This is a genomic window from Nocardia sp. NPDC004278 (assembly GCF_053602975.1).
The window spans coordinates 1-10,983 of record NZ_JBSGEQ010000081.1 but is presented as its reverse complement, the minus strand read 5'-3'; the positions used below and the strand labels follow the sequence as shown (position 1 = coordinate 10,983).

General features: G+C 66.8%; 7 protein-coding genes. 4 read left to right on the top strand and 3 right to left on the bottom strand.

Annotated features, from left to right (window positions below; genetic code table 11):
* The first annotated feature begins 108 nt into the window (after nt 1-108).
* Entirely contained in the window at nt 109-1,461 is a 1,353-nt protein-coding gene (locus ACWEO2_RS43820) for an MFS transporter (protein ID WP_452410797.1), read from the top strand.
* Here the strand turns inward: ACWEO2_RS43820 and ACWEO2_RS43815 are convergent.
* A complete protein-coding gene (locus ACWEO2_RS43815; RefSeq protein ID WP_452410796.1) occupies nt 1,454-2,005 on the bottom strand; it encodes a hypothetical protein in 552 nt (183 codons plus the stop codon). The genes ACWEO2_RS43820 and ACWEO2_RS43815 overlap by 8 nt on opposite strands.
* Before the next feature lie 157 nt (nt 2,006-2,162).
* On the opposite strand from ACWEO2_RS43815, the gene ACWEO2_RS43810 reads away from it, so the two are divergent.
* Entirely contained in the window at nt 2,163-3,806 is a 1,644-nt protein-coding gene (locus tag ACWEO2_RS43810; protein ID WP_452410795.1) for a DUF4185 domain-containing protein, read from the top strand.
* Nucleotides 3,807-3,880: 74 nt separating this feature from the next.
* A complete protein-coding gene (locus ACWEO2_RS43805) occupies nt 3,881-7,489 on the top strand; it encodes a hydantoinase B/oxoprolinase family protein (RefSeq protein WP_452410794.1) in 3,609 nt (1,202 codons plus the stop codon).
* Nucleotides 7,490-7,593: 104 nt separating this feature from the next.
* Here ACWEO2_RS43805 and ACWEO2_RS43800 read toward each other — a convergent pair whose 3' ends face one another.
* The gene (locus ACWEO2_RS43800; RefSeq protein ID WP_452410793.1) at nt 7,594-7,983 is read right to left on the bottom strand and encodes a TOBE domain-containing protein; all 390 of its coding nucleotides are present in this window, start codon (nt 7,981-7,983) and stop codon (nt 7,594-7,596) included.
* Nucleotides 7,984-8,155: 172 nt separating this feature from the next.
* Between ACWEO2_RS43800 and ACWEO2_RS43795 the strand changes: the two genes are divergently transcribed.
* Nucleotides 8,156-8,971: a hypothetical protein gene (locus ACWEO2_RS43795; protein ID WP_452410792.1), complete on the top strand. Its 816-nt coding sequence runs from the start codon at nt 8,156-8,158 to the stop codon at nt 8,969-8,971.
* A 94-nt stretch (nt 8,972-9,065) separates the two neighbouring features.
* Here the strand turns inward: ACWEO2_RS43795 and ACWEO2_RS43790 are convergent, their stop codons facing one another.
* Nucleotides 9,066-10,496, bottom strand: a complete 1,431-nt coding sequence (locus ACWEO2_RS43790) for a CCA tRNA nucleotidyltransferase (RefSeq protein WP_452410791.1) — start codon at nt 10,494-10,496, stop codon at nt 9,066-9,068.
* Nucleotides 10,497-10,983 lie beyond the last annotated feature (487 nt).

The window sequence follows — 10,983 nt, the reverse complement described above, 5'->3', positions numbered from 1 at the left end:
CGAGCCGTCGAAGCGCATGCGACGAAGTCGCGAGTCTCGACGGCTCGGACGCGAGACAAAAGGGGGCCGCGAACACGCAGCGCCGCAGGCGCTGCCAAAGTTACAGACGTGTCCACTGGTCGCCCCGAAGGCTCTACTCCCGCGGACGAGCGACCGGTATCGCTACAGACGGCGCTGCGCGAGAGTCCCGGCGTGCTGCGCCTGGCCCTGGTCCGCTTCACCGGTCAGTTCGGCGACGGCATGTTCCAGGCGGCGCTATCGGGCGCCATCCTGTTCAATCCGGAACGCGAGACCGATCCGCTGGCCATCGCGGCGGCCTTCGCGGTGCTCCTGCTGCCGTACTCGCTGATCGGACCCTATGCCGGTGCACTGCTGGACCGCTGGGACCGGCGGGCGGTGCTGCTGGTCGCCAATGTGGCGCGGGCGATTCTGATCGGCGCGGTCAGCGTCGGGCTCTTGGCGGGTAGCAGTTCGACGCCCCTATTGCTGCTGGCGCTGGCCGTGGTCGGGATCAGCAGATTCGTACTCTCCGGTGTGTCCGCAGCCCTGCCCCGGGTGCTGGACCAGCACTGGCTGGTGCCCGCGAATTCGGTGCTCGCCACGGTGGCCTCCGGCTGTGCCGGTGTCGGTGCCGCCGCCGCGGTCGCGATCATCGGATTGATCGGTGCCGGTGATTTCGCCTCGGCGATCGCGGTGGCGATCAGCGCGGTCTGGTCGGTCTTCGGTGCGGTGCTCGCGGCCGGATTCGGGGCCGGGGTGCTGGGTCCGGAGCCGGGAACGGCGGTGCGCGACAGTGCGATACATGCGGTCCTCACCGGCCTGCGCCATGGTGCGGCGGCGGTTTGGGGCGCGGTTCAGGTCACCACCGCGATGGTCGGCATCGGCGTGCACCGGATCGTCTTCGGCACCAACACCCTGATCATGGTGCTGGTGCTGCGGCAGGCGCCGGTCGACGGCGGCGGGGCCAACACCGGGCTGACCCGTTTCGGGCTCGCCATCGGCGCAACCGCGGCGGGGATGCTGGTCGCGGCGGTCGTCGCACCGCTGCTGATTCCGCGCCTGGGCCGGACGCGCACGGTCGTGCTCGGTCTGTGCACCGCGACCGTGGTCCAGTTGACGCTGGTCACGCCGACCGCCATCGCAACGGCCGGTACCGCGGCGCATCGGGCGCATCAGCTGCTGCTCGTCGGTGCGTTCCTGTTCGGGCTGGCGGGGCAGATCATCAAACTGACCGGTGACGCGACGATGCAGATCGATATCGGTGACACCAGGCGCGGTCAGGTATTCGCATTGCAGGACACCGTCTTCAATATCGCATTCGTGGCGGCAATCGCGACTACCGCGCTGGTGATACCGGCGGATGGACGCTCGATCGGGGTGGTGCTGGTCGGCGCCGGGATCTATTGCGCCGGAATCGCGGCCATCGCGCTGAACAACCGGCGCGCACCGGTCGTCAACTGAACGGCGTTGCGGGGTAACCGGGTTCATCGGCGGACCAGGTGCGGTGCTCCCCGAACGCGGCCACCTGCGCCCACCCGTCTGCCGACCGCCATCCCGCAGCGAATCGCTGCGTGACGCCGTCCGCCGCGGCATGCGGATCCGACGATGAGGAATCCGGCAACGGCTCATCCTGATTCGACAGTGCCGCGCCGAACCCATTGGCGGCGAGGTGATCCGGCTCCGGCTCGGTGCGCACGATCCAGTCGAGGTGTTCGCTGTCCGCATCGGCCGGATTGCCGGTTATCTCGTGATTCCAGGTGCCATTGCCGGTCGGATCGGTGAAGAAGTGGTCGGGTACACCGTCGTCGTCGAGATCCAACCCGACCACATCGGCGATGCCGGTGCCGTGCGAATCCCATAGCACGTCATCGGCCAGGCCGTCGCCGTCGAAGTCGAGGCCGACCGCGTCACCCACACCCGATCCGGATAGATCCAGCTCCGCCTGGCTGGTCCAGATGTGGACCGTGCCGTCGCCGGTCCCGAAAACGTACTCGATCTCGTTCATATCTATTTGGACGCGGCGCCCGGCCATCCGGTTCCGTCATCGCGCGAAGCCAACGCGAATTCGATACCATCGCACCCGCTCGCGCTACCGCATTCCGACAGCGCGGTCGAGTAACTTGATCTTCCATCGACCCGAATCGACAGGGAGCCAACAAGACATGGGATTTCGGCCGACCAGCACGCGGGCATTCGCGGCGGCGGCCACCTACCCCTGTGCACCCGCGTTGTTCGGCCTACTACTGGCCGGGGCGCTGACCATACCGACGCCCGTCGCGCAGGCCGCGCAGTATCCGTGGGCGCCGCCGCCGGTGAACAGTTGCGGCGAGATCGGATTCGATCCATTGAACCGGGCCCCGGATCCGAACGCACCGCCGCCTCCGCCGCTGCCACAGCTGCCCCCGCAGATCGATATCCCGGTGCCGGTTCCGGAGATCACGCCGGTGCCGGTGCCCGACCCACCGCCGGACAACACCCGGATCGATCCGGAGCCGCTGCCCGATGACCCGTGCCGCAACCCGTGCCCGGATGTGCGCGACACCCCGAAACCACCGGAGCCCGCCACCGATCCGGAACCGAATACCGCACCCAACACCGGGTCCAGCTCGGGTTCCGGATCCGGTTCGAGTTCGGGTTCCGGATCCGGGTCCAGCTCCGGTTCCGCATCGATCCAGCTGCCGCGCATAGAGATCCGCCCGGAGATCGAGCCCATTCCGATCCCGGTGCCCGGCCGTGACGGAGTCGAACCGCAGCCCGCGCCGCCGCCGGTCGTGCACCCGATCGAGCCGGGGCCGCTGGCCGCGGCTGTTGCCCCGCCGCTGGTGGAATCGGTGGATCTGGTCGGTCAGGTGACCGGACACGGTTCGCAGAATCGCACCGATATGCGCTGGCAGGTCGACGGCACCGATCTCGGGATCATGTGGGAGACCAAACCCGGCGAGGTCGCCGTCGCCTTCGGCGACACCTTCGGCGAGGGCTGGCGCAGCGGCGGCGTCGGCGGCCCGGATTGGCGCAGCAATGTGCTCGGCTACAGCACCGACCACGACCTTGCCGACGGCCTCAGCATCGACACCATGGTGCAGGACAGCCGCTGTCACGCGGCCGAATTGCTGTCCAGCCGCAAGATCAAGAACTGGGAGACGACGACCATTCCGACCTCCGGGTTCGCGATCGGAAAGCGCCAGTTCATGAGCTATATGTCGGTGAATCACTGGAGCCGGATCCCGGGCATGTGGTCGACCAACTACGGCGGACTCGCATACTCCGACGACAATGGCCGCACCTGGGTCAAGGACCAACATGCCAAGTGGGACAACTTCTTCGGACTCGGCCGCTTCCAGGTGGCGGCCATGGTGCCGCAGGGCGATTACGTCTACATGTTCGGTACGCCCAATGGCCGGATCGGTGTGATCGGCCTGGCCAGGGTGCCGAAGACCGAGGTGCTGAACAAATCGGCCTACCAGTACTGGGTCGGCGGCAGCTGGGCCCCCTGCGCCGAAAACCAGGCCACACCATTGGTTCTCGGCATGGCCAGCGAGCTGTCGGTGCGGTTCGACAAGGACAGCAAGCAGTGGCAGATGGCCTACCTCGACTCCGCCCGCGGTGCGATCGTGCTGCGCACCGCGGCGGCGCCGCAGGGTGCGTGGACCGATGGCGTCGCGCTGGTCTCGACCGACGACTATCCGAAGGCCTACGGCGGCTTCATTCATCCGTGGTCCACGGCGGAAGATCTGTACTTCACCATCTCGGCGTGGGATTCCTACAACGTGTATCTCATGCACGCGAAACTCGATCCGCCGCACTGATCGATCGTCGGACCGACCGCGGTTCGGTATGGTGCGCATGTGATCGACCAGCGCATTCAGCACAGGCGGCTCCGGTGACGGGCAGCGCCACCGCGCGCCCGGCGGACGGACCGGGCTGGCAGTTCTGGATCGATCGGGGCGGCACCTTCACCGATGTGGTGGCCAGGCGACCCGACGGCAGGCTCGTCACCCACAAGCTGCTCTCGGAGAATCCGGCGCGCTACGACGACTCCGCGGTGGCGGGCATTCGCGAAATCCTCGCGGACGCGGGGCAGGGCGACGCCGATATCGAAGCCGTCCGGATGGGTACCACGGTCGCCACCAACGCCCTGCTCGAGCGCAAGGGCGAACGCACCGTGCTGGTGATCACCAGGGGGTTCCGCGACGCGCTGCGCATCGCCTACCAGAATCGCCCGCAGATCTTCGCACGGGAGATCGTGCTGCCGGAACTATTGCACGAGCACGTGATCGAGGTGGATGAACGCGTCGCGGCCGATGGCACGGTGCTGACACCGCCGAACCTGGACGCGCTGGCCGAAGCACTGAAGCCGCTGTACGACAGCGGTATTCGCGCCATTGCCGTGGTCTGTATGCATTCGCACCTCTATCCCGCGCACGAACAGGCGATCGGGCGCGTCGCCCGCGATATCGGATTTCCGCAGATCTCGCTGTCCAGCGAGGTCAGCCCGCTGATGAAGCTGGTGCCGCGCGGAGACACCACGGTGGTGGACGCCTATCTCTCGCCGGTGCTGCGCCGCTACGTCCAGCAGGTCGCCGACCAGCTCACCGGCGTGCGACTGATGTTCATGCAGTCCAATGGCGGACTCACCGAGGCGGGCCAGTTCCGCGGTAAGGACGCCATCCTGTCGGGCCCGGCGGGCGGCATCGTCGGCATGGTGCGGATGTCCGAACTCGCCGGATTCGACCGCGTCATCGGATTCGATATGGGCGGAACCTCCACGGATGTCTCGCATTTCGCTGGCGAATACGAGCGGGTCTTCACCACTCAGATCGCCGGGGTCCGGCTGCGCGCGCCGATGCTCGATATCCACACGGTCGCGGCGGGCGGCGGCTCGATCCTGCACTTCGACGGCAGCCGCTACCGGGTCGGCCCCGATTCCGCGGGCGCGGTACCGGGACCCGCCTGTTACCGCGGCGGCGGACCGCTGACCGTCACCGATGCCAACGTCATGCTCGGGCGCATCCAATCCGAGTACTTTCCAAGGGTTTTCGGTCCGAGCGGCACTGAATCGCTCGATGATGCGTTGGTCCGCGACCGATTCGCGGAATTGGCCAGCGAAATCGCCGAAAGCACCGGTGACGATCGCACCCCGGAACAGGTCGCCGAGGGCTATCTCGAGATCGCGGTCGCCAATATCGCCGCCGCGATCAAGCGGATCTCGGTGCAGAAGGGCCACGATGTCACCCGGTACGCGTTGACGACCTTCGGCGGCGCGGGCGGTCAACTCGCCTGCAAGGTGGCCGATTCCCTCGGCATCCGCACCGTGGTGGTGCCGCCGATGGCCGGTGTGCTCTCCGCGCTCGGCATCGGTCTGGCCGATACCACCGCCATGCGGGAGCGATCGGTGGAATTGCCGCTGCGTGATGAGTCCATGTCGCGCGTCGGCGAAATCGCCGACGATCTGGAGGCCCTCGCCCGCGCCGAACTACTCGGCGAGGATGTGCCCCTACACCGGGTGCGCGCCGCGCGCCGCGCCCAGCTGCGCTATGACGGCACCGACACCACGCTGACCGTGGCACTCACCGAACCGGCGAGCATGGCAACGGATTTCGTCGAGCGCCATCGCAAGACCTACTCCTTCGTACTGGACCGCCCGATCGTCATCGAGGCGCTTTCGGTCGAGGCGACCGGACTCACCGAACCACCCGATCTGGCCGATCTGGCCGGACGCGCCCCCAGCGGCGAGCCGGAGTCCGTGCGGCTGCACACCGACGGCGCTTGGCGCGAGATATTCCTCTACCGGCGTGCGGAATTGGTACCCGGTAAGGCGGTACTCGGACCCGCCGTCATTACCGAGGACAACTCCACCACGGTCGTCGACGACGGCTGGCAGGCGGTGCTGAACGAGCTCGGGCATCTGATCATGGAACGCGTCGCGGTGGCGACCGGACCGCAGGCCGGTACCGAGGCGGATCCGGTACTGCTGGAGGTCTTCAACAATCTGTTCATGTCGATCGCCGAACAGATGGGCGCGCGCCTGGAATCGACCGCTCAATCGGTGAACATCAAAGAGCGCCTGGACTTCTCGTGCGCGCTGTTCGATCCCGACGGCAATCTCGTCGCCAACGCGCCACATATTCCGGTACATCTCGGATCGATGGGTACCAGCGTCAAGGAGGTCATCCGGCGCAGGCAATCCGGGGAGACGATGCGCCCCGGCGACACCTACGCCGTCAACGATCCCTACCACGGCGGCACCCATCTGCCCGATGTCACGGTGATCACGCCGGTATTCGACACCGCGGGCACCCAGATCCTCTTCTATGTCGCCTCGCGCGGGCATCACGCGGAGATCGGCGGCATCGCCCCCGGCTCGATGCCGGCGAACAGCCGTCGCATCGAGGAGGAGGGGGTCATCTTCGACAACTGGCTGCTCGTGGAGAACGGCCGGTTCCGGGAGGCGCAGACCTTCCGGTTGCTCACCGAAGCGCCCTATCCGTCCCGCAATCCGGCCACCAATCTCGCCGATCTGCGTGCGCAGATCGCCGCCAATGCCAAGGGTGTCGACGAGGTCGGGAAGATGATCGAGCACTTCGGGCTCGATGTCGTCGAGGCGTATATGCGTCACGTGCAGGACAATGCGGAGGAATCGGTGCGCCGCGTCATCGACGCGCTCGACGACGGCGAATACGCCTACGAGACCGATCTCGGTGCCAGCATTCACGTCCGGGTCACCGTTGATCGGGAAAACCGAAGCGCCACCATCGATTTCAGCGGGACCTCGGCGCAGCTGGACGGTAATTTCAACGCACCCTATGCCGTGGCGAACGCGGCGGTTCTCTATGTCTTCCGCACACTGGTCGCAGACGATATCCCGCTCAACGACGGCTGCCTGCGCCCGCTGAAGATCATCGTGCCGCCCGGCTCGATGCTCGCGCCCGAACCGCCCGCCGCGGTCGTCGCTGGCAATGTCGAGACCTCCCAGGCGATTACCGGTGCACTGTACGCGGCGCTCGGAGTGCAGGCCGAGGGCTCGGGCACGATGAACAATGTCACCTTCGGCAATGATCGCAGCCAGTACTACGAGACGATCGGTTCCGGTTCCGGCGCCGGCGACGGATTCGACGGCGCGCCGGTGGTCCAGACCCATATGACCAACTCCCGGCTCACCGACCCGGAGGTGCTGGAGTGGCGGCTGCCGGTACTGCTGGAGGAATTCTCGGTGCGCACGGGCAGCGGCGGCGCGGGTCGATGGCACGGCGGTGACGGTGCGGTGCGCCGACTGCGGTTCACCGAGGCGGTCACGGTATCGACGCTGTCGAGTCATCGGCGGGTGCCGCCCTATGGCATGGCGGGCGGCGCGCCGGGGGCCATGGGCCGCAACCGGGTCGAGCGTGCGGACGGCACGGTGCAGGAGTTGCGCGGCGCGGATTCGGCGCAGCTGGATTCCGGTGATGTGCTGGTCATCGAGACACCCGGCGGTGGGGGATACGGTAGCTGAAGCTGGATGACGCGGCCGATATCGAGGCGCCTCGGCCACCACCCGGCACAGCGGGCCGCAGTCCGGCACGGGCTTTCAGATTTCCGGATGGAGTCACGACAGTCTCATTCGGCGGACGTTTCGACCGCGACCGTGGTCGCCGTCACGCTCGCCATCGCCACACTGCCCGGCTCCAGTCCGAGCTCGCGCACCGCCTCGCTGCTCATCAACGCCACAACTGTGAACGGTCCGCATTGCATCTGCACCCGAGCCATGACCGTTTCGGCCACCACATGGGTAACCAATCCGGGAAACCGATTGCGCGCTGAACCGGCACCGCCGAAGCGAGTCCGAGCCTGTTCGACGGCCAGGGCCGCCAACTCCTCGCCCTCGATCACCGGACGGCCGGAGGCATCCTGTGCCGCCGCCAGTGCTCCGGAATCGATCCAGCACCGCACGGTGTCATCGCCGACACCGAGCAGTTCGGCCGCATCATGTATCCGGAGAGTCGCCACCGCGTGAGCATAGTTCCGCAAATACGGATGAGATAAGCGTATCGATCCGTAGATACGGACAGAATCGCCGCCACATTCGGCCATGTCATTCCGTGGATACGCACTATTGCCCGCTTCGTCATAGCCGCGAGCATGGTCGTGTTCGCCGACGCCAAGTACGCTCGGAGCAATCATGGCCACGTATTTCGATCCGACGTCATGGTCACCGATGCGGGCCGTCGACTTGGGGAAGCGACTTCTCGACCAATCGCTGCTGGAGCAGTGGCTCTCGTTCACCACCGCCTGGGTCGATCCGGTGGCCGACCTCGGTGCGGGCACGGTCACCGCGTTGATGCCGGACGTGCTGATGACCGTGCTGAGTGAGGGCATCCTCAGCCGGTTCGGCGGCCAAGAGGTCAGCGCCACCCTGCTCGGCCACGACCTGCACGCGACGCTGCAGGTGCTCAAGGTGCGCCGCCGCGGCGCGCATTTCCAGACCAAGACCGTGCTGTCCAGGATGCGCTGGGACGATCACCCGATCGAACAGGTCACCGTGATCGCGCACGGGGTCCGCCTGGTGCCCGGCGTGCCGACCAAGGTGCGGGCACAGCAGCTGGACCTGAACGGGACCGTCACCGCCGAGGCGCTGGTCGGCTGGCTCAATACCCAACAGCCGGACTGGCAGCTCGGCATCGACGCGAGTGGACTGATCCGGGCGAAGCATCGACGCCGCCGCATCACCGCATTGGTGGAGGCGCAGGTGCGCGACAACCTGGTGACCGTCGAGATCCAGCGGGCGAGCTGGTCGGGCATGCGGATACCGCGAAATATCCTGGCCGTCCCGGCGATCCTGCTGGATCGGCTGCCGAATGACGCGCGCATCGTGCACGCCACCCGCGAGGGCGATCTGGTGCGCTTCCGGGTCGAACTGCCGCAGATCACCGGCTCATTCGAGCTGGCGCAGATCCGCTCGGCGATCGTGGCCGGGACCACGCTGATCGTCTTCTGACCGAGCAGCGAATCTCGTTTCCGCCCCGGGACATTCAGGCCTGCGACATTCCGCCCCGGGACATTCAGGCCTGGGACATTCAGGCCTGGGACATTCAGGCCTGGGACTTCCACCATTCCAGCAGCGCAGCCTCGGCCTCGTCCCGGCTGAGCGGTCCGCGGTCCAGCCGCAGCTCCTTCAGGTACCGCCACGCCTTGCCGACCTCGGGCCCCGCGGGAATGCCGAGCAGTTCCATGATCGCGTTGCCGTCCAGATCCGGGCGGACCCGATCCAGATCCTCCTGCTCCTGCAGCCGGGCGATGCGCGCCTCCAGCTCGTCATAGGTGGCGCGCAGCGCGGCGGCCCGGCGCTTATTGCGGGTGGTGCAGTCGGCGCGAACCAGTTTGTGCAGCCGGGGCAGCAGATCATCGGCGTCGGTGACATAGCGGCGCACCGCCGAATCGGTCCACTGCCCCTTGCCATAGCCGTGAAAACGCAAGTGCAGGAACACCAGTCGCGCCACGTCCTCGGTGAACTGCTTGGGATACTTGAGCGCTCGCATCCGCTTGCGCACCATCTTCGCGCCGACCACCTCATGGTGGTGGAAGCTGACGCCGCCGCCCGGTTCATTGCGCTTGGTATCGGGCTTGCCGATATCGTGCAGCAGCGCGGCCCAGCGCAGCACCAGGTCCGGATCGCCCTCCTCCAGGTCGATGGCCTGCTGCAGCACGGTGAGCGAATGCCAGTAAACATCCTTGTGCTGGTGGTGCTCGTCGATCTCCAGCTTCATCGCGGGCACCTCGGGCAGCACCAGCTGGGCCAGACCGGTCTCGCACATGACGTTGATGCCGTCGATCGGATGTGCGGAGGCGATGAGTTTATCCAGTTCAGTGCGCACCCGCTCGGCGGTGATCCGCTCGATCTCACCCGCCATCGCGGTGATCGCGGCCCGCACCCGCGGCTGCAGTTCGAAGCCGAGTTGCGCGACGAAGCGCGCCGCGCGCAGCATCCGCAGCGGATCGTCATGGAACGAATCCTCCGGCGCCGCCGGGGTATCCAGCATTCCGGCGAGCAGCGCGTCCATGCCGCTGAGCGGATCGACGAACTCCAGCGACCCCTCGGCCCCGATCTTCACCGCCATCGCGTTGACCGTGAAATCGCGGCGCACCAGATCGCCCGCGAGCGAATCACCGAAGGTCACCTCGGGATTGCGCGACACTCGGTCATAGGTATCGCTGCGAAAGGTGGTGATCTCCAATTGCTGATCGGCCTTCGACGCGCTCACCGTGCCGAAGGCCAGCCCACCGGTATCCCACAGATGATCGGCCCAGCCGCGCAGCAACTCCTGCACCTGCTCCGGCCTGGCATCGGTGGTGAAATCCAAATCGGTCCCCAGCCGCCCGAGCACGGCGTCGCGCACACTGCCCCCGACCAGGTACAGCTCATGACCGCGCGCGGCGAACAACTCGCCCAATGGCGTCAACACATCGGATAGCCGTCCGAGCGTGATCGCGGCCGCGGCCAGCAATCGGGTACGTCGATCCAACGCTGCATCCTCGGACTTGGGCGAAACCACGAAGTAGCAGCTTACCGAGCCCGCCCAACCGATATTCCAGCGCAACCCGCGCCGCCGCCACAGATATATAAGGCCAAGCGCATGCGGCGAGGTGACCATCATGTGCCGCCCATGAAGACCCAGCACCGCCGGAACGGCGCAACACCAGCTCGCGATGCCCGGCCAGCACGAAGCGAGTCTTACGAACGTAGGGTTCACAGCCCGTCCCGCCCCACGCCGTCGAAACGCATGCGCCGCAAGCGCGAGCCTCGACCACTGGGCGGTGTACGCCCCATGCCGAACGATCCGCACATCAGCGACCACCACGGAGCGAGTCTTACGAGCGACCGTTGGCGGCCCGTCTCGCGTCCGAGTCGTCGAAGCGCATGCGCCGCAAGCGCGAGCCTCGACCACTGGGCGGTGTACGCCCCATGCCGAACGATCCGCACATCAGCGACCACCACGGAGCGAGTCTTAC